At 61.4% G+C, this 18,918-nt stretch carries 14 protein-coding genes and 1 pseudogene; 10 read left to right on the top strand and 5 right to left on the bottom strand.

What is annotated here, in order from left to right; genetic code table 11:
- Positions 1-258: 258 nt before the first annotated feature.
- The 6 genes and pseudogenes from ACYVNQ_RS17705 to ACYVNQ_RS17680 all read left to right on the top strand — a co-directional run bounded on the left by ACYVNQ_RS17705 (position 259) and on the right by ACYVNQ_RS17680 (position 7,620).
- Complete coding sequence (locus ACYVNQ_RS17705) at positions 259-2,505, top strand: hybrid sensor histidine kinase/response regulator (protein ID WP_460903855.1); 2,247 nt, start codon at positions 259-261, stop codon at positions 2,503-2,505.
- A gap of 1,962 nt (positions 2,506-4,467) precedes the next feature.
- Positions 4,468-4,755 (top strand): annotated as a pseudogene (locus tag ACYVNQ_RS17700) (hypothetical protein); the annotation flags it as partial.
- A 312-nt stretch (positions 4,756-5,067) separates the two neighbouring features.
- Complete coding sequence (locus ACYVNQ_RS17695; RefSeq protein WP_460903854.1) at positions 5,068-5,274, top strand: hypothetical protein; 207 nt, start codon at positions 5,068-5,070, stop codon at positions 5,272-5,274.
- Positions 5,275-5,650: 376 nt separating this feature from the next.
- Positions 5,651-6,256 carry an RNA polymerase factor sigma-70 gene (locus tag ACYVNQ_RS17690; RefSeq protein ID WP_460903853.1) on the top strand — a complete coding sequence of 202 codons (606 nt, stop codon included), beginning with the start codon at positions 5,651-5,653 and terminating at the stop codon, positions 6,254-6,256.
- The gene (locus ACYVNQ_RS17685; protein WP_460903852.1) at positions 6,249-6,455 is read left to right on the top strand and encodes a zf-HC2 domain-containing protein; all 207 of its coding nucleotides are present in this window, start codon (positions 6,249-6,251) and stop codon (positions 6,453-6,455) included. Before ACYVNQ_RS17690 ends, ACYVNQ_RS17685 begins: the two co-directional genes overlap by 8 nt.
- A gap of 196 nt (positions 6,456-6,651) precedes the next feature.
- Positions 6,652-7,620, top strand: coding sequence for a sulfonate ABC transporter substrate-binding protein (locus ACYVNQ_RS17680; RefSeq protein WP_460903851.1), 969 nt, complete (start codon positions 6,652-6,654; stop codon positions 7,618-7,620).
- A 49-nt stretch (positions 7,621-7,669) separates the two neighbouring features.
- Here the strand turns inward: ACYVNQ_RS17680 and arsC are convergent, their stop codons facing one another.
- The gene (arsC, locus tag ACYVNQ_RS17675) at positions 7,670-8,032 is read right to left on the bottom strand and encodes an arsenate reductase (glutaredoxin) (RefSeq protein WP_460903850.1); all 363 of its coding nucleotides are present in this window, start codon (positions 8,030-8,032) and stop codon (positions 7,670-7,672) included.
- Positions 8,033-8,640: 608 nt separating this feature from the next.
- Here arsC and parA point away from each other — a divergent pair.
- Together parA and ACYVNQ_RS17665 are read left to right on the top strand one after the other, a co-directional pair.
- Positions 8,641-9,303, top strand: a complete 663-nt coding sequence (parA, locus tag ACYVNQ_RS17670; protein ID WP_460903849.1) for a ParA family partition ATPase — start codon at positions 8,641-8,643, stop codon at positions 9,301-9,303.
- Between the two features lie 24 nt (positions 9,304-9,327).
- Entirely contained in the window at positions 9,328-10,395 is a 1,068-nt protein-coding gene (locus tag ACYVNQ_RS17665; RefSeq protein ID WP_460903848.1) for a ParB/RepB/Spo0J family partition protein, read from the top strand.
- Between the two features lie 66 nt (positions 10,396-10,461).
- On the opposite strand, the gene ACYVNQ_RS17660 is transcribed toward ACYVNQ_RS17665, so the two are convergent.
- On the bottom strand, positions 10,462-11,811 hold the full coding sequence (locus ACYVNQ_RS17660; protein ID WP_460903847.1) for a RepB family plasmid replication initiator protein: 1,350 nt from the start codon (positions 11,809-11,811) through the stop codon (positions 10,462-10,464).
- A gap of 2,082 nt (positions 11,812-13,893) precedes the next feature.
- Between ACYVNQ_RS17660 and ACYVNQ_RS17655 the strand changes: the two genes are divergently transcribed.
- Entirely contained in the window at positions 13,894-15,099 is a 1,206-nt protein-coding gene (locus ACYVNQ_RS17655; RefSeq protein ID WP_460903846.1) for a DNA-binding protein, read from the top strand.
- A 114-nt stretch (positions 15,100-15,213) separates the two neighbouring features.
- On the opposite strand, the gene ACYVNQ_RS17650 is transcribed toward ACYVNQ_RS17655, so the two are convergent.
- The 3 genes from ACYVNQ_RS17650 to ACYVNQ_RS17640 form a co-directional block, all read right to left on the bottom strand.
- Positions 15,214-16,242, bottom strand: coding sequence for a tyrosine-type recombinase/integrase (locus ACYVNQ_RS17650; protein WP_460903845.1), 1,029 nt, complete (start codon positions 16,240-16,242; stop codon positions 15,214-15,216).
- A 94-nt stretch (positions 16,243-16,336) separates the two neighbouring features.
- On the bottom strand, positions 16,337-16,741 hold the full coding sequence (locus ACYVNQ_RS17645) for a DUF2471 family protein (RefSeq protein WP_460903844.1): 405 nt from the start codon (positions 16,739-16,741) through the stop codon (positions 16,337-16,339).
- Between the two features lie 135 nt (positions 16,742-16,876).
- The gene (locus ACYVNQ_RS17640; RefSeq protein ID WP_460903843.1) at positions 16,877-17,500 is read right to left on the bottom strand and encodes a helix-turn-helix domain-containing protein; all 624 of its coding nucleotides are present in this window, start codon (positions 17,498-17,500) and stop codon (positions 16,877-16,879) included.
- Positions 17,501-17,669: 169 nt separating this feature from the next.
- On the opposite strand from ACYVNQ_RS17640, the gene ACYVNQ_RS17635 reads away from it, so the two are divergent.
- On the top strand, positions 17,670-18,875 hold the full coding sequence (locus ACYVNQ_RS17635) for a glycine C-acetyltransferase (protein WP_460903842.1): 1,206 nt from the start codon (positions 17,670-17,672) through the stop codon (positions 18,873-18,875).
- Positions 18,876-18,918: the final 43 nt, after the last annotated feature.

Here is an 18,918-nt window from a genome sequence, read left to right as displayed (position 1 = left end):
CGGCGAAAAGGCAACTCGCCAATATGGGTCTGATTGAGCAAACTGACTCGTTTTATCAGTAAATTAGGAATGGTTTTTACATTGGTTGGAAAAATTGCCGTTGATTATCCTTTTGTGTACGTTTGCGCTTCCGGATTTGTCACTGATTGTGCCGGTCAAAACATGCCGGATGGATGCAGCGCACGGTATGTCCCGGCACTGCCGCTATGATGAACACTTGAATGCTTGCTTTCCTCGACTCACGCCGCTGCACTCACAATGACCTCTGATCGGCCGCAACCGGCTCAAGAAGACCGCAGCGCAGGCAACCGGCCGGAAGAAACGGTGTTTCCGGCAGTCCCCGAGCACAATTTCGCGGTGCGCCGCGCGACGCTGATCGCGATGCTGGTGGCGGCCATCGTGCTGCCGTGCATGTTCGTCGTCGCGATGGCGATCAGCGATTTCCGCGCGCGCGAGGCCGAAGCGACCGATATGGCGCTGCGCACCGTGCGGGTCGCGGAAGAGCACGCGCTGAAAGTGTTCGACATGAACGAGGCGCTCGATGCGCGCGTCGTCGATCTGGTCGAAGGGCTCGACGACGCGGGTATCCGCGCGCGCGAGGCGGCGATCCACGACAAGCTGCTGTCAATCGGCGGCGGCTATCCGCAAGTGGCGTCGATGTCCATTTTCAGCAGCGACGGCACGCTGCTGGCGAGCAGCCGGCTGTATCCGGCGCCGCCGATGTCGATCGTCGAACGCGACGACTTCACCGGGATTCGCGACGGCAAGGTCATCGAACACGTATCGAAAGTAATGAGCGGCGCGACCACGTCCGGCGAACTGGTGTTCAACACCGGTGTCGCGCGGCGCGCCGACGGGCTGTTCGCCGGCGTGGTGTCGGTTGCGCTGCGGCCGAGCTATTTCAGCGAGTTTTATCGCGACCTGCTCGGCGGCAGCGGCGCACCGATGACGATGGGCCTCACCCGCACCGATGGCGCCGTGCTCGCGCACTATCCGCCGAGTCCCAAGGCCACCGTCGAAGCGCCGCATTCGCCGTTTACGGAGGCGCTCGCCAAAGGGCGCAAGGCTGGCGTGGTACGGGTGCATTCCGGCCTGTATGGCGACACGCAAATTGTCGCGTTCCGGCACGTCGGCTCGTACCCGGTGTACGTCGCGTGCGGCTACCGCACGTCGGCGATCTGGGCCGCGTGGTACCGCCATCTGAGTGTGCTGATCCTCGCGATGTTCGTGCCTTCGATTGTGCTGTGGTGCGTGATCTGGCTGTCGCTGAAGCGCCTCGCCGCAGAAGAAGAAGCGTGGGAGCGCTGGCAGGCCGAAGCGTCGATGCGCCGCTCGATCGAATCCGCGTATCGCCAGTCGCGCAAGATGGAAGCGCTCGGCAACCTGGTCGGCAGCGTCGCGCACGACTTCAACAATCTGCTGATGATCGTGTCGGCCAATATCCAGATTTTGCGACGTCGCAAGGCGAGCGCGTTCGACCGCGAGTTGACCGCGGTCGAACGTGCGCTGAAGAGCGGCCAGTCGCTGACGCGGCAGTTGCTCGGCGTGGCGCGCAAACAGCCGCTGCGCAACGAGACGCTCGCCATCGCGCACTGGTTGCCGGGTTGCCGCGAACTGCTACGCGCGTCGCTCGGCGCGAAGGTATCGCTGGTGATGAACATCGGCAACGATATCTGGCCGATTCGCGTCGATGTGGCCGAGCTGGAGCTCGCGTTGATCAACGTCGCGGTAAATGCGAGAGACGCGATGCCCAATGGCGGCCGCTTCATGATCCGCGCGGGCAACATCGCGTTTCGCCACGAGGACGGCTTCCCGCTGACCGGCGACTTCGTGCAGCTGTCGCTGGAAGACTCCGGCGTCGGGATGCCGCCCGAGGTGCTGGCACGCGCGTTCGAACCGCTGTTCACCACCAAGCCGAAAGGGATGGGCACCGGGCTTGGGCTGCCGCAGGTGTTCGCCTTCTGCGAGCGTTCCGGTGGGCTGGCAGCGATCGACAGCGCGACCGGTGCGGGCACTTCGGTGCGGCTCTATCTGCCGCGTGCGAGTGGGTTGCCGGCGCAGACTGAGGCACCGGTTGAGCCGACCGCTGACGAAGCCGGTGCGCGGCAGGGTTTGCGCATCCTGCTGGTCGAAGACAACGACGAAGTCGCGGCGGGCACCGAAGCGCTGCTGCAGATGATGGGGCACGAAGTCACCTGCGTGTTCAATGCGGACACCGCACTACGCCTGCTCGACGACGCACGCGCCAAACAGGCGAGGAGCGGCGAGCCGCTTCCGTTCGATCTGGTGATTTCGGATATTCATATGCCCGGCAAGCTGAACGGCATCGATCTCGCGGAAGCGATCCAGAAGTTCGAAACGAAGCTGCCGGTGGTGCTGGTGACCGGTTACGCGGAAGAACTCGAGCGGGCGCGACACGTCGATGCACACGTGCTGCCGAAGCCGTTCGATATCGCGCTGCTCGACAAGTATCTGCAGACCTTGCAGCAGGATCTGGCGCATTAGCGCGTAGTGTGCGTTTGCCGGCGTTACCGGTGCTTTTGTAAAAAGCGCTGCTACGCCGAGGCTGCTTCGTTCGCGACGGCGCATGTCGGGATGCTCGCTGTTACACCCGCTTTTACACCCGCTGTTACACCTTCTCGCAGGCCGGATCGATGCATGGGCGCAGGCGCCCTCTCGCCGCGCGTGCGTGGTGTGCCTTCGCCGCATCCACGACTTCATGGGCAATCGCTTGATCCATCCGGCACGATCGTTGCGCCCACCCGGTATGAGCGAGCAGAAGGCAGCGCGTGTTGCGCCGCCGGCTCCGCCAGATATCGGGAGGCAGCCATGCGACACACGGTCATCGGCCTGTTTAACACCTATGCGGAGGCGGATGGAGCGCGCCGCACGCTAGTGGAAGCCGGCTTTGCTTACAACGACGTCGAACTGCGCGCCAACCCGGAGACAGCTTCGGATGCGGCAGCAGACGAATCCCCCGGTGTACTCGCCAATATCGAGCGGTTTTTCTCGAGCCTGTTCGCGAGTTCGGGGCCGAGCGAAACCGATGCCGCGCACTACTCCGACGCAATTCGCAGCGGCGCCGTGCTGTTGTCGGTCGACGTTGCCAACCCGACGCGCGCGGAGATCGCGCATAACACGCTGACCCAGCTCGGTGCGCTCGACGTGAGCGAGCGCACGCGCGACGACCGCCTCGTTGCCGGCGCGGACACGCAGGCGCGGCGCGAACATTCGATGCTCGATGAGCTTGGTATCGGCGGGGCGGCAGCTGTGCCGACCGCGGCGCAGCCGTTGCGCGAGCCGCTGCGCGCCGCCGAAGATGAGCGTCGCTGGGAGCGCGTCGATGCGCCGCCGCATGACACACCGATCGACGACGACCCGGCGCGCACTGCGATCGCGGCTGGTAGCGCACCGGGCTCAGGCGCGGTGCTGCGGCCGGATCTGGCGGATCAGGCACAAGACAGCGGCCGCGAGTACGGCGCGGCGGGTGTCGGCCAGCACGAGCGCTCGCACAATACGCCCGCTGACGAGCTAGCCAGGCGGCAGGCTATGGCACAGTCAGATGCTGAAGTGGCGGATGGCGGGGCGGCGCCGATAACCGGCGGAACGGATGATTACCTGCGGGCCGCGCGGGACGCTTCGGCTGCTTCCGCCGCATTGGCGCGCGACAACATGGATACCGCGCACGGATATCAACAACCCGCACCGGCAATACGGCCGGACGAATCTATGGAGTTTCCGTCAACCACGGTACGCGGCGCCGCACAGTATCAATCGGATCCGCCCGATATCGGACGTGCTGCGGATTCGTCCGCATTTTCACAGGAGCAGCGCGGACAGTGGCCCGGACAATCTCAAGGGCAAGGACAGTGGCCGGGGCAGTCGCAGCGTCAAAGCATGAGCCGCCCAGGTTCAACGGGCGCATATGCTGCGCGTGAAGACGAACCGTATCCTCCAGTAGCGCCGTCAACCAGTCGGCGGGTGCCGGCGGCCGATGCGGATCGGGATACGGAAAGTACCTCCTCGTTCGCGGCCGAGCGGGCCGCGCATATGCCTGACGAGCATCAACCGCCGCAAACCTTCGCACCGGACGGCGACGATACGCGTCAGTCGGCCAAAACCCCTGGCGGCAATGCATATGCGAGCGACGACGCCGGTCGCAAGTCGCAACAATCGCCCAGCTACGCTCCCAATGTCGGTGCCACCGCATCGTCAGAAAGCCCTGTCGGAGCGGGCATGATGAACGAACTGGACGCGCGCCGTGCGATGGGCGCGCAGGCCGATCCGCCAGCGGACACCGGAAGCCTCGAGACGACGCGCGGCAATCTCTCCGCCGCTGCTTCGACGGCACCAGCAGCGCGCGATAACGAAGCTCGCGTGCTCCGTGACGCGCCGCTGCTCGACGACACGGTCCCGTCCGCGACATCGCGCGCGAATGAAAACCCGACGAGCGCGACGCGTGCGCAGCAGATTCCAGACGAATTCCTCGAGTACGAAGAAGACTTCCATACGCACTACGACGCGCAATTCGGCCGCGCCGCCGACGCTCGCTACGACGAATACGTGCCGGCCTACCGCTACGGTGCAACGATCGGGCGCGATTCGCGCTACCAGGATCGTCCATGGGACGACGACGTCGAACTCGAAGCACGGCACGACTGGGAGCGCGCGGAGCCGGAAGGCAGTTGGGATCGGTTCAAGGCAGCGGTGCGGCACGGATGGGAACGCGTCACTGGACACCCTCCCCACCACTAACCACGTCGCCGAATTCAGTGCGGTGGACCGGGTTGTGGATAACTCGGCCACTGCCCTGGTTATCCACAGATTTCCTGAATAACCTTGTGGATAAAACGTCTACTTTCCTTGTAAGGCAAGCATGCTATCGGCCTCATAGGGAGTGGCAAAAAGTACCGCTGCATGCACGCTTTTATCGTGAAAGCACGGAGAAACTGTTACGGCACGATCTTTTGAAACGGTAACGCTGGCGGTAGCTCGCGCACGACGCAATCCTCAGGCATGTATTCGCGCCTTACCGCATGGCGCATTTTGCAAGGAGGCGTACCTAAAATGACCCGCATTTACTCAGGCAAATCACATGACGAAGCCGTTGCTGTCCGCAAGGGCGAACGGCAAAAGGCTCAAGAACAGGCAGGCGGGAACATGGCCGTCGAAGATACGCAATCCGACCCGGCCAATAGCAGTGGACAATTGTCGGAAGAAGGCAAGAAGGTCTGGCGCACGGGCGCCGGACTCGACGGCGGCGGCAAAACTTGACGTTAACCGCCGGCTGGAGTGACTGCCGCAGTTTGTATTGGCATTAGTGCACCGCAGCAGTACAGGGAAAAAATTTCAGCATTCTTTCTGTCATAAACAAGCCATCCACGCGACTCACGGATGTCGACGTCGATGGCTTGCTGCGCACTTTTCAGCAAATCCCGCAAGCAGCGGTTCGTGCAGGACAATGGAAGGTCTGCCCGAAGCGGGCTCAATGACTTCCGCCCAACATGACAACAACCGATTTCGACAGGCTCCGGCAACGGCGCCTGCTTTCTGCCGTGCGGCTGTTTGCCGGTGCCGGACATTCACGGTTTCGTGTCCGGTGTTCGCGCATCGCATATGAGACCGTACGACGAGGTCGCCGAGGTCGCATATGAAGCGCGCGGCCGATACGCGCGCGTTCGAGGATCCCGTTTATCTGTCGCAGCTACGTCGCGACTTGCTGCGCTTTGCGCGGCTGCAGTTGCGCGATGCGGCGGCGGCGGAAGACGCCGTCCAGGAAGCGCTTGCCGCAGCGTGGACGCAAGCCGACCGGTTCGCCGGTCAGTCGGAGCATAAGACATGGGTGTTCGGCATTTTGCGTCACAAGCTGATCGATACGCTGCGCGTGAAGCAGCGGACCATCAACCTGTCCGCCCTCGAAGACGAACTGGACGGAGAATCGCTGCTCGACCGCGAGCTCTTCAAGGAGAACGGCCACTGGTCACGCGAAGCAAAGCCGCGCCGCTGGCCGACGCCGGAGACTGTGCTGCAGCAGCAGCAGTTCTGGACGCTGTTCGAGACGTGCCTCGATCATCTGCCGGAGAACATCGGCCGCGTATTCATGATGCGGGAATTTCTCGACCTCGAAACGGAAGAGATCTGCAATGAGCTGCAAATGACCGCGAACCACTGCAGCGTCATGATCTATCGCGCCCGGCTGCGGCTGCGCACGTGCCTGACCGAAAAGGGACTTTCGAGCGAGGACGTCCATGGGTAAATGTATAGACATCACGCGCCTGCTGTCGGACGCGCTCGAGCGCTCGCTTTCCGCGGGCGAGTGGCTGGCGGTCGGCGTGCATTTGCCGGCCTGCAGCGGCTGCCGCAACTTCCGCAAGCAGATCGGCCTGGTGCGGGCCGCTTCGCGTGCGCTCAGCGGCCTGGACGAGACCGGTGTCGATGGCGGTGCGCGAGAGTGAACCAGCGAGTGAGCATGGGCCGGCGGATTTGAACCGGTTTTCGTGCCGTGGGCGCAAGCGGCGTACGAATTCGACGTTCGCTCCCCGTGATTTGCTTATGCGAATTTATCGGTTCGTGAACCGATGCAGGCGACTTATCGTTGTGCGCAATCGGTCCACGTTGCGACCGTTCAAGTGTTCAGGTCGTCTGACTATCATGTCCCGCCATTTCGTATCGACGCGCCGTACGTTTCTTGCCGGCGCAGGCGCCGTCCTCGCGGCCGCTGCCCTGCCCTCGTTTGCCGCCGCGCGCGCCAAGGAAATCCGCATCGGTTATCAGAAGGCCGCGAGTACGCTGGTTCTGCTCAAAGCCGACGGCACGCTTGAAAAGCGTTTCGCGCCGCTTGGCGTCAGTGTCAAATGGACTGAGTTTCCAGCAGGGCCGCAGCTGCTCGAAGGGCTCAACGTCGGTTCGATCGATTTCGGCTATGTGGGCGAAGCACCTCCGGTGATTGCGCAGGCGGCGGGCGCGAATTTCGTCTACACCGCGTACGAGATTCCGACGCCGCACGCCGAGGGCATCCTCGTGCATCGCGATGCGCCGATCCACTCGGTAGCGGATCTGAAGGGAAAGAAGCTCGCGTTCAACAAAGGCTCGGACGTGCACTGGTTTGTCGTGGCTGCTTTGCAAAAAGCAGGCGTCGCTTATACGGATGTTCAGCTTGTGTTCCTGCCGCCTGCCGACGCGCGCGCTGCTTTCGAGCGCGGCGCGATCGATGCGTGGGCGATCTGGGATCCGTTCCTTGAAGCGGCGCGCCGGCAATCCAATGCGCGCTTGCTGCTCGATGGCGCGGGTGTGGTGAGTCACCATCAATTCTTTCTTAGCGCACGCGACTTTGCGCAGAATAACGGCGACATCATTAATGCGGTCGTGGACGAGGCTGGGCGTAAAGGCAGCTGGGTGCGCGACCACTATGCTGAAGCTGCCGCGCAGCTCGCGCCGATTCAGGGGCTTGATGCGAGCGTGATTGAAGCCGGCCTGCGACACTACGCACACACGTACAAGCCGGTTGATGCGCAAGTGCTCGCAGAACAGCAACGCATTGCCGATACGTTCGTCGAGTTGCGCATCATCCCAACCAAAATTGCGACCAAGGATGCCGTATTGTCGGTTGCGAAGTCCTGACGGTTAAGCTGCTTTCGAGTCGCTCTCTTTTTTTTAAGCGCTATTCGGTTTATTCGCCGAATAGCGCTTTTACGTTTTCCGGCGGCCGGCCAATCACTGCTCTACCGTTGCGCACGATGATAGGACGCTGCATCAGGATGGGGTGTTGTTCAATCGCCTGATACAGTTGCTCGTCCGTCAATTCAGGATCGGCTAGGCCTAGGTCCTTAAATTCGGCTTCGGTATCGCGCAGCATGTCGCGCACCGGGCATTCCAGCATGCGGTTCAGTTCCTTCAATTCGATGGCCGTTAGCGGCTCGCGAAGATACTCGACGATTTTCACTGGCTCGTTCTGAAGGTCAAAGGTGTTCGAGACAAGATCGCATGCGCCTCGCGATTTTGAGCAGCGGGGGTTGTGGTAGATGGTGATCATCGAAGGTGACTGAGAGGGTGGGTTGTTGGTCGATGGGAAGAAGGATTTTAGCGGGTGATGGGGTTAGCGTTTTGCGGCGGCGGGTTTATGCGCATAAAGGCTGCGATTCATTAGCGCGTTGACCTCACGCAAAGGGAGCCCAGCGCCTGTCGCTTGCGCGGCTGCCGACTTTCTTGATTGGATGTCTTGTTCGCGGCCTTGGCGCATGCCCACGCGGCACATCCAAGCCGCTAAGTTACCCGACTGCAGCAACGTGATGATCCGGGACCAGCCATCTACAACTGATCCTCACCGGCAAACTTCAACGGCTAGCCGCGTTAGCCCAGCTCAAGAAACACGCATCACGTCGTTGAGGGCGCGAGCTGGCGCTCCTGGCCGCTTGATCTTGTGATGCCATCTCTCTCCACGCCGCATGCATATCCGCACACTAAGGTTACGGATCACCACCTCTCGCGCGCACAGCTCCTGCCGTCACGAATCGCTGCCTCTTTATGCGCATAAAGCTAGGCCGAACGGCCAGTTTGTCGTCGCTGGACAACAAAATTCACTCAAATATAAATAACATCAAGGTAGAATTCAGCAGCGTCCAAAAAAGAGAGGGGTGAAGCTTGGCAGCTGAAATCATCGCAGTGACACAACAAAAAGGCGGCGTCGGAAAGAGCACGATTGCGATGCATCTCGGCGCCGCATTCCACGAAAAGGGCAAGCGGGTTCTCGTCGTCGATGCGGATGGACAAAACACCTTGATCCATTGGGCGAGCGCCTCGTCAGAAGGCGATGCGGGCATCCCGTTTCCTGTAGTCAATCTCTCTGAAGCCGGTGGGCAGATCCACCGCGAGATCAAGAAGTTCGTCGGGGACTACGACATCATCGTGGTGGATTGCCCACCGTCGATCACCGAAAAGGTTTCGGGCGTCGTGTTGCTCGCGGCCAGCGTTGCTGTCATCCCAACCTCGTCTTCCCCCGCCGACTATTGGTCGAGCGTCGGACTCGTCAAACTGATCCAGCAAGCGCAGGTAATGAACGAAGACCTGCGTGCGGTATTCCTGCTCAACAAGACCGAAGAAAAGCGCATGCTCACACGCGAACTCAAGCGTGCGCTGGAAGAGCTCGGCTTCCCGTTGCTCAAAACCCAGATTCCCACTCGCGAGGCGTACAAGCAGGCGATGGCGTTAGGACAGACGGTCTTGCAAATGAACGATCGCGGCGCCAAACTCGCCAGCCTCGAAATCCGCGCGGTAGCCGATGAACTTGCCGCCTTGCTCCCCTGAATTTATGCGCATAAAGGTCACTGAATGAAACCCTCTCAATTCGCCAAAGGCTTTCAAGCGCGCCCGGATACGACCAGCAGCGAAAAGCGGACAGCGTTGGACCGGCTTAATGCAATCGACGGCTTGGTGCAGAACGATCGTAAAGCCAACGAAATACCCGGCCGGTCAAGCCAGTCGATTTCCCAACCCGCATCCAATGAAGCGGAGCAGCCGGAGTCGATAAGCGAATCGGCGCAGTATCGCGCCTGGCGTACCGAGCACGGATATCGGCATGGGCAGGTTATCGAGCTTCCGTTGAAGACGATCAAGGCAAGCCCGTTTAATCCGCGTCATTTCTATCTGAAGTCGTCGATTGCCGAGCTTGCGGTAAACCTTGCGAAGCAGGGGCAACAGCAGGCCATCCACGTCATTCCCGACTACGACAACGCGGGAACGTACTTCGTCAGCGACGGCGGACGGCGCGTGCGTGCATTGAAAGAAGCCAACAAGGACACCGTGAAAGCGATCGTTATCGATCTGCCGATCGGCATCCAGAGCTACAAGCTCGGCTACGACCTCAACGTTCAGCGCGACTCACAGACAGTGTTCGACAACGCAGTCGTGTGGCGTCGTTTTCTGGAAGACAAACACTTCCAGAGTCAAAAGGAGCTGGCCGAGCATCTCGGTCTCGACGAATCGACGGTTGCGGTCGCGTTGTCGATTGCAAAACTGCCGGAAGTTGTGATGCAGGAGATGGTTACGCGTCCGGACCGCTTCGGCTCGAACATGGGTTATCAGGTTGGCCGCTACCATACCGCTCGCGGCACTGATGCGACGCTGCGCCTGATCAACAAGATCCTTTCCGACGATCTCAGCACGCGTCAGGTCGCCGACATCGTAAAGGGCAGGGTTAGCGCCCAGGAAACGGCGAAGCCTGCTGGACGGCAGCGCTACGCGCAGCGGCTCGAGATCAAGTTCGATGGCGTATCGGTAGGCGATCTGAAGTCATACGGCGACGACCGGATCGAACTCAAGTTACGGGGACTATCCCGCGACAAGCGCGACGCCATCCTGCATCAGATCGAGCAGATGCTGCAGCAGAAGGGCGAGTGACAAAGTTCGTGCAGAACCCCGTGTAGGGGCGACTTGCGGGTCCGAATCGAACCCGTGCCCGCAAGATCAAGCCGCGCGCGACTGACTCAGCGTGAAAGAGAGCAGATCGCCATCGGTTGGCTCGCCCCACGTCTTGCGAGCGAGCCAGTCGAAGAATGCCGTTTCGGCCAGCTTCGAATCGAGCCCGCGACGGCGCCAGTCGTCGCGCATGTGGCCGCCCAGGTCGGGCAACTCGTCTTCTTCAAACGACTGCCGCGCCAGTTCGCGTTCCGACTCACCCTGCTCGTCGTACAGCGCTTGCGCTTCCTTCCGGCGGTAAGCTGCATACTCGCTCAGCAAGCGCGCCTTCAGATCGTCTGCGGGAACTGCAGCCGCGGCCTTGCCTCCGCTTGCCGGCGGCAGCGCCTCGACCGGCGGCGCATAGCCCTTCTTCAGCGCATCCTTGAACAGCGCCGGCGCGCTGCGCACGGGCGGCAAGGTCGTGCTGCGCATGCGCTGCTCGGTCATCTGCAGCGCGGCGCGGATCCGGTTTTCTTCACTGTCCGCATAGAGCGTTTGCGCTTCTTTCAACGGAATGCCGATCTTGACCATCCGGTCGACCAGCGTGCTGTCGAACACGTTCGGGTGCTCATCGAGCGCGAGCATCGGCTGCTTGCGCTCCGACACGCGAAACTGGATCTCGGCAACACGCCGACCTTCCCGATGTTCGATCAGTTCGACAAAGATGTTGGTGACCGCGTTGACTTCCGCAATCGCCGGGCGCAGGTAGTCGCGTTTGAAGTACTTGTACTCGCGCTTCGCTTCGTCGCCGGCCTCAGTGTCCGGCGTGCCAGACAGAATCGGACGCCACCATTCCCAGGATTCGCGCATTGTCAGGTGGCTGGGATTGGTCAGATAGCGCACGCAGATCTCGTACAGCGCCAACCCCGCGCTGCTGCGCAACTGGCTCTGGAACTGCAGGCTCAAACGCGCGTACTGCACCGGGTCCAGCAGCTTCTTCTTGATCTTCGGTGCAAATGAAAATTCGACCCATACCCGCCGCGTGGCCGGATCTTCAAGAATTTCGGCATCGGCGATCAGCGTCGAGATACCCCATTTGCGGCCGGGCTTCTGGCTCGACGTGCCCGTGCTCCATTCGACCTGCACCGACACCATCCGCCGCAAATGCTCTTTGACGAGCGCCGTATCGTTCGAATCGAACGCGGAATTCGCGACGATGTCGGACAGCAGCGCGCGGTATGTGTCGCCGGATTCGTCCGCCTGCTGCGCAACGGCCAGAAGGACGTTGAACAGTTTGCGAGTAAGCAGCGTGATCTTGCCGTTCTTCGGCTGGATCGCGATGGCCTCGACGGCTTTGCGCAATTCGGCGGAGCTCGGGCTCACCACATCGGTTTTCTTCGCGCGCTTCGTGGCCATGCGGTCGGGTCGAGGAGGATTTTGCGCAAGGATACCGGCTGGGGTGATGGCCGTCTATAGGGCCGCGCTCACCATCTTGGGGTGAAGTGCGTTTACGAACCGCTCCTCACCTCGAGGGCTCCCGAAAACTCTCACCGGCCAAAATTCCTTGATTTAGCGGCATCCGTTGCATGTCGTGGGATCGGCTGGAACCGCCGTCGCGGAGGGTGAACGGAGCGTGATGAATCTGCTCCCGTATCGGCTCACCTAAGCTGGCGTCGTTAATTTACGACGTCGATATGGGCACTTTGATGTGCTCGTCGGCTAGGTCTGAATATCGAGACATCAGGCAGGCAGGATGACGCGATGCGACTGTTGCGCATCCTGAAATGACGCCATGTTCCCCAACCAGCATCGCCAGCTCCGCAGTCGCCACACGCACGCGGTATTGCAAGGGCCTCTGCTCGAGTATCGCCATTGCCCATGCAGTAGCGCGTGCCAATGGCGCGCGCCGCGCCTCACAGCCCGCACAGCCGTCGCCCACAGGGCAGCGCGAGGGGGGCCCGCTCAACAGCCGACGATCCCCACAACGCGCTCCACGCAACCCTCCGCATTCACCCCGGCCCTCGTCCCGCATCCGAGCCTCTGAGCTGCTAACGCGTGACGCGGGCCGATCACCCCGAGCGCCCAGCAGCACGACACCACACTAGCTCCCGAAAACCCTCACCTAACGCTACCGTGAGAACCAGAAAATACGGGAGCCTCACGCCACCGGCACGTCCGCACCGTTCCACGAGCCTCCCGGAAATCCTCACCTTAACCTCAGCGGCACGCCTCGAAACCCTAAAAGGACGGACCGCGAACCCACCTCCCGAAAACCCTCACCTATTGCGGCTCTGCGCAAATTTTTCAATCGATCCCGGTACTTACGATGCGTTCGTCAGGCGATGCATGACGTCGACGCGCTCCCGGATATTCTCACCATCGTCGGCCAGTGCTCGCCACCTTGAATCGCACGAGATGCATTCATCGCTCCCGCAAACTCTCACCTTTTGATTTTGCCGGTGCGTCAATTTCGTCTCACCGATCACCTTCCACGGTGCTTTTCCCGTAAGTGAACGCAAACCAGGTCCCGTATTTCCTCACCTGACGGTTTTTTAGTGCTCACAAAGGCTCCCGAAAAGCCTCACTTTCACGCCGATCTATTGCGATCGGGCATTTGCCGGGTGAGCGGTTTTCTCTCCCGAAAAACCTCACTTTTGCCGCGCAACGGCAGCCACAATCACTTGCGCGCATGCCAATCTGCCCAAACCGGGCCGCAGCCTCCCGAAAAACCTCACCTCAGCCCCTCGGACACGCCTTTGATGCGCGCAATGGGTGCTGTGCCCCCGAAAAACCTCACCTTTGATCGTCGCCGGCTCCTGCGATGGCTCACCGCAAGCATTTTCGAGGCCAAATCGACGCTCAAAATCCCCTCCGGAGGTAGTCCTGAATCCGCTCACCCGGCCAAAACCAGCGTTGACGCGCCTGGATGCGGCAGAATAGGGAAGTCCGGCCGTCCGGGCCCCGAAAACTCTCACCCTTGGCGGAGTGCTCTTTTTCAGCGTCTCCTGAATCCGCTCACGATCTGTCCCGCAGCCCCTCACCCCGTGCCCTGAAACCCATCACTCTGATATCCCGCGCAACCTCACCGGACCTCCCGTAAAGCTTCACCTCATGTTCCGGAGAGCCTTACCAGGTATAGGTTTGGCCTGGCGTTAACGTTTTTAACAAGGGTTCAAGGGTGTTTACTTTTATTACTCTCAAGACTTTTGCCCCGAGAGTGCCTTGCAGAAACCTCTCCACCAATCTCCGCTTCGGCATTTCATTTCGTGAAACATAGGGTCGAAGTCCGTAGACCCAGAAATTTCTTTTATATACAGAGATTTATAGGCTAATCTTCGCTTTGTTTCACGGAAGACCCTGCAAAACACACCGGTAAGTCGTTCTGACACAATCATGCAGGTCGCAAAAGCGCAGAAGCGCCAAGCAACGGCCAAAAGTGTATTGATTACTACGTAATTTGTTATTATTCATCCGGTCACCGTCCCTGAAGAGGCAGACATGAACCTCGATGAAGAACGCCAGGCCATCCGGCACGAACTGGATTCGATGCGCGAAAGTGGCGCACGGCGTCAGGAGCTGTCGCTACACGCGTGCAAGCGGCTTTTTTTTGATCTTGGCATTCGTCCTTCGATGGCGGCTGTACGCGATCTGACCCAAACAGGCAGCGCCAGCGATATTCCTAAAGATATCGACAGTTTCTGGGAACGGATTCGCGGCGCGTCGCGCGTGCGCATCGGCGCGGGCGTATTACCCAAAGAACTCGAAGAACGCGCCGGCGAGCTGCTCGGCGCACTGTACGAATCGGCACTGAACGAGGCACGCGCCGCGCTGGACAATGACCGCAAGGACATGCAGGCGCTAATCTCAGCAGCGCAACAGGCTACTCACGACGGCAAAATTCGTCACGAAGCATCCGCCGAAGCGGTCGCGCGCAGCGAAGCACGTGCTGATGCCGCCTGGGAACAGGTGCGTGCGCTCGAGGCACAACTGGCGGCGGCCATCACGCAAGGCGCAGCCCACCAGGAAAGCTTGCAGGCCGGTGTCCGCCGACTCGACGCGGAAAACGAAACGCTGCGCAAGCGACTCGATGCGGAACAGACCACCAACGCCGCACTGCGCGACCGCGTCGATGCATTGCACGTCGAAATGCGCCAGAGCACCGAGCACTACGCGCAGCAGATTAAAGACGCCATAGCTGAAGCGGAGCGCCGTGTGAAGCCAATGCTGGTCGAACTCGACTCACTGCGCAGCATGGCCTCGACCTATCAGTCGAGCGTGCGCGACGCAAGCCGCAAGGAATTCGACTTCATCCAGCAGATAGCCGCCGCCAAGGCAAGGGGCGACAGACTCGACACACAACTGCGTGAACAGTCCGATGAACTCGACGTTTTGACAAGACAGCTGGCGGCCCTCCGCGCACAGCAAGGCATCGACCCATCGATTGCCGACCTGCTCTGCACGCTGGCGACAGCAGGCAAGCTGGACGCCGCCGACCTCGCGTCGATCGGCACTGCAATCGATGGCCACGTACCATTGCCTTCACGTTGTCCCAAATGCGCAGAGGGTGAACCGGAGCTTTCGCAAGTCGATCACCGATACGAATTGCTGTGCCCGGAATGCGAGCATTCATCAGGGCCGGGCGCTTCGCGGCTTGAAGCGGTATCGCGCTTTTTGTCTGCCAGCGCGGTGTCTGCGTCGAGCTAACTATGCGTACGGTAAGAGCTTTCGCGCTACAGGTGAGTCGATACAGGACCGCTGAGGTGAGGTTTTTCGGGACCTGACGACCGGTGAGCGCCCGCCGCTGCGCGGATCACCGGTTCACTGTTCGCTACGCTTTGACTCACCGTCGGTGCTGGCCTGTTCGCCCACCCATGCCTTCCATGCGCGATGCAAGCGGCTGGCCGAAACAGACTGCGCGAAGCCAAGCCACTGGCCGACCAGTTCAGGCTCAACGCCTGCGTCGAAGAGTTCGGCGGCGAACGAGTTGCGCAAGGTCTGCGGACTCGCGCGCGCGTCGCGCGACGCACCGATGCCGCATGTCTCGATCAACGCATCGATGGCGCGCAGCATGGTTGCCTTATGCATCGGCCGGCCCAAGGGCGACGCAGGGAAAACGAGATCGCCTGCCAGCTGCGCGGCCGCGCGTTCGTCAAGCCACGCATCGAGCACTTCAACCGCGAACGGCAAAAGCCGGGTACGACGGACCAAGGTGGGATTGCCGGTATCGACGGTTACCCATGCGGAGCCCATCTCGACACATGGCAGCGCCAGCACCCTGGCTTCGCCGGTTTTCAGGCCGCCGCCAAGAAACACGGCCACCAATGCGCGGTCCCGGCGCTCGCGCCAGCGTTGCGCAGCCGAAAGCCCTGCAACCGGCGACGCGAGATGCGCGACCAGTTCGCCACGCTCATCGCGCGTCAGGAAGCCCGTTGGCTCGTTGTCGCGCGCATTGCGCCAGTCGGCCTCGCCATCTTGCGCGATGAAGCGGGCCGGATTGGTCGACGCCAGTTCGATATAGCGAACATGATCGAGCACACGCTCGATCAGTCGCAGATACCGTGCGCGCTGGGTCTTGCGGATTGACAGACCGGCGACGAAATCGGCGATCGAACGCTTGTCGACGGTGGCTAGCGTTTTGTGTTGCGCGCGCAGCCACTCGAGGAAAAGCCCCCACTGCGCGCGATAGACCAGCGCCGACGAATGACGGAACGGGTGCTTGGCGAGCCACGCGTCGAACGCGACGACAGGGTCATGCAGCCAGTCGTCACGCTCACGTTCGAACAGGTCGGGGTCGCCGCGCGGATGCGGCGGATGTACTCCGCCAGACGGAGGCAAAGGAGAGGCCATTCAGGATCTCACCGTAAGCGACACGAAATTGTAGACCGCTGCTACGCCCGGACGACAGCGTGCCGTGTGTGCGTTGTCTATCTACGCACTCGGTCTAGTCGCCCCAGGCCCGCGGCCGACGCGTGGAGCCGCCGCCATTTTGACGTGCCGCCTGCGCGGCATCTTCCCGCTGCGCCCGTTCATAAGCCTCGATTGCAAACGCGAAAACCGCTGGCAACGCATTTGATTTGCCGAAATCGACGAGATCGTCGGTTTCCGGATAGGGCAAACCGGTGGGCCGCTGAAACAGGCCCAGCAGCAGCGCATCATGCCGGCTGGCGAAACCCAGATCGGCGAGCGCTTCCGCCTCGATGGCATGCAGCAGCCGCCATGTGAGCGGCACCTGCTGTGCGATATAACGTGACGCGACATGCCGCACGATGTGCGCAAGGTCGCGTGCCGCATTTCGATAGCGCAGTGCGGCGAGCGTGACGTCGAGGTCGGTGCTAGGGCGGTTCATGTTCGGCTCCGATGCCGGCGATGAGGCGGGTATATACTGTACAAATATACAGTATCTCGCGCAACCTCTTCCGAACGGCCGACCCACGGTTTAACCGGCACGGGCACCGCGCGCACGTCAGGCTAAACTTCAGCCTCAGCCGTGAATCACCACCAGCAACGCCTTCGCGTCGTTTCTACCGGCGTTGTGGATCGCATGCGGTTCATCTCCCACATAGCGCGCGGTGTCCCCCGCTTTCAGCCGCTTCTTCGTGCCGGCTGCTTCGACATCGATGGTGCCTTGTAGCACGGTCAGATGTTCGCGCGTGCCCGGTTCATGTGCGTTCGACACCAGCGCGCCGCCGGCCGCAAGCGTAAGCTCATACCACTCGAATTTGCCGGCCAGATCAATCGGCCCCCAAACCCGCAACTGGTATTTCGCATCGTGACCGCTCAGCGTGGGAATTTCATGCGGACCCGCCACCGAGATTGCTTCCGGCGCCTTCGGCTGTGCAAACAGCGAATCGAGGCTCACGCCGAGCGCATGAGTCAGCCGCCACGCCACCGCGATAGTCGGATTGGCCTTGTCGCGCTCGATCTCCGACAGCATCGACTTCGACACACCCGCCGCACGCGACAGCTCGTCGAGCGTCATCTTGCGTTCGGCACGCAGCCGCTGGATCTGCTCGCCGACGCGCGGCGGCGCGGCGGTTGCCGCTGCGGTTGTGGAACCAGCAGATGTTGCACCCGGCGCCGCACGGCGCGAACCGGAACTTGCCATTCGCTGACCTATCGTTTAGAGTTGTTCGGTATATCGAACTTGAGTTCGAAAAATTGGAAAAATCCAGTAAAGCTGACAAGCGACTATAACAGGCTGCCGCCAAACCGCCCATGGTGCAGAGGGCGTACACGGTGCGCGCAAGCCGCTCTTCCATCCAGGAGCCCGATCCATGCGTGATTCCTTTTTCGACCATCTGCGCGGCACGCTTGAGCAGATCCGCGCCGACGGTTTCTACAAGACCGAGCGCGTTATCGCCAGCCCGCAGGCGGCAGATGTGCAACTGGCGAGCGGCGTCGGCGTGCTGAACTTCTGCGCGAACAACTACCTGGGCCTCGCCAACGACCCGCGCCTCGTCGCTGCGGCGCAAGAAGGCCTCAAGCGCGACGGCTTCGGCATGGCATCGGTGCGCTTCATTTGCGGCACGCAAACCGTACACAAGGAACTGGAACGCGCGCTGTCCGCGTTTCTGCAAACCGACGACTGCATTCTCTATTCGAGCTGTTTCGACGCGAACGGCGGCCTGTTCGAAACATTGCTCGACGAGTCGGACGCGATCATCAGCGACGAACTGAATCACGCGAGCATTATCGACGGCGTGCGTCTGTCGAAGGCAAAACGCTACCGCTACAAGAACAACGATCTCGCCGATCTCGAAGCGAAGCTGCGCGAAGCCGATGCTGCCGGTGCGCGCTTCAAGCTGATCGCGACGGACGGCGTATTTTCGATGGACGGCATCATCGCGAACCTTGCCGGGGTCTGCGATCTGGCCGACCGCTACGGCGCACTGGTGATGGTCGACGATTCGCACGCGGTGGGCTTTATCGGCGCGCACGGTCGCGGCACGCCCGAGCATTGCGGCGTGCTGTCGCGCGTCGACATCATTACGGGCACGCTCGGCAAGGCGCTCGGCGGAGCGTCGGGCGGCTATGTCGCGGCGCGCCAGGAAGTCGTCGATCTGCTGCGGCAGCGCTCACGTCCGTATCTGTTTTCGAACACGTTGACGCCGAGCATCGCGGCCGCATCGCTGAAGGTGCTCGAACTGCTGGCCGGCGACGAAGGCGCGCAACTACGCGAACGCGTGCGCGCAAACGGCGCCCATTTCCGCCGTTCGATGAGCGCACTCGGCTTCACGCTGGTGCCCGGCGAACACCCGATCATCCCGGTGATGCTGGGCGACGCACAGCTTGCGTCGCGTATGGCCGATGCGCTGCTGCAGGAAGGCGTCTATGTGATCGGCTTCTCGTTTCCGGTGGTGCCGCGCGGCCGCGCGCGCATCCGCACGCAGATGAGTGCTGCGCATACGCCTGAACAGATCGATTACGCGGTGGACGCGTTTGCGCGCGTGGGCCGCGCGCTCGGCGTCATCGCCGCCTGAGTCCCGCTTAAGCGGCGCGAGTCCGCAATCAGTCAGGAACCCA

Source organism: Paraburkholderia jirisanensis, from assembly GCF_054782355.1.
Note: the sequence above shows the minus strand (reverse complement) of the source record. Positions and strands in the feature narration are given on the sequence as shown.